This is a genomic window from Streptococcus pseudopneumoniae (genome assembly GCF_001072665.1).
Lineage (GTDB): Bacteria > Bacillota > Bacilli > Lactobacillales > Streptococcaceae > Streptococcus > Streptococcus pseudopneumoniae_S.
This window is the reverse complement of the sequence record NZ_JVJI01000069.1, coordinates 1-1,030: the sequence shown is the minus strand read 5'-3', so window position 1 is coordinate 1,030 and position 1,030 is coordinate 1. Positions and strand designations below refer to the sequence as shown.

Here is a 1,030-nt window from a genome sequence, read left to right as displayed (position 1 = left end):
ATGCCCCTTATATTGAATCTCATAATGAATACTGTATAGATAGTCTAGCTCTTCCATCTTGACTTTTTTTGTAAATACATTATCAGATATCCTCCCCCAAGGACTTATATAATTTTGAAAATCTTTAAATTTAACACGACTATATAAAATTACTTCATGCTTGTTCTCATATTCCGCTTCAAATTTGTTTTGTTTATAAATTGCGTACATTACTATCCCTCATTCCAATACTATCCAGCCTTTATCTTTAGTAAAACCGTATTGTTTCATAACTTTACCAGTTTTACTTTCAAAAACGCTTATCATATCTCCATTCTTAAATACATGTTCTTCCATCAATTTATACTCCGGTAATATGATATTCTTAGAACCTGTAAAACCTCGACCTGTAAAAGGATAACTTGCATTATCAAGTTCACCAAATGGAATATCTAGCTTATCTGCTTCATCCAATAAAAATGATATCTTCGCATAGGTCTTGGTTTTTTCTAAGTCAAAAGGAGTGTTAGGATAATCTAATCGATTTCCTTCAACTATTTCTGGAAGAGTAGTTAATGATTTTGAATGCTCATCAACCGAGACAAAACCTGCAAAAAAATTACGTTCTCCACTGAGATATGATTCAACAAACTCTGTAGGTATCGTTTTATTCATCTTGGTTTTAGGAGCTGGTATACCAATCTCTTTGCGAACAGCTTTGACAAAGGCATCTGTTTTAGCTGATAAAGTCGTATCTGCATCTACTAAGTTCGAAAAGTCCTCCAGGCTATAACCCGCCTTATTGATTTTAGCTTTTATTTCTGGAGATGTATATAGTTCTAGATTTGATAATCGATCACTATTCAGAGTGTATTTTTTTGTATTCGTAGAAAAGGCATCTTTCACCTTATTGAGACTAAACTTGCTGGCTGCTGAGGAGGTCACATAGCCTCCTACCAAGTTCCCGATAAAGTTGGCGGTTTGGGCGTCTTCCTCACTTCCACCTAGGAGCTTGGTCCCATGATAGGCAACCTGACCTGCTGTATAGGCA

Annotated in this window: 2 pseudogenes; both read right to left on the bottom strand. The window is 35.3% G+C overall.

Features of this window, described 5'->3' with window-relative positions:
• A pseudogene (locus ADH52_RS11545) lies at positions 1-210 on the bottom strand (hypothetical protein); the annotation flags it as partial.
• Between the two features lie 9 nt (positions 211-219).
• Positions 220-1,030, bottom strand: a pseudogene (locus ADH52_RS10935) (hypothetical protein); the annotation flags it as partial.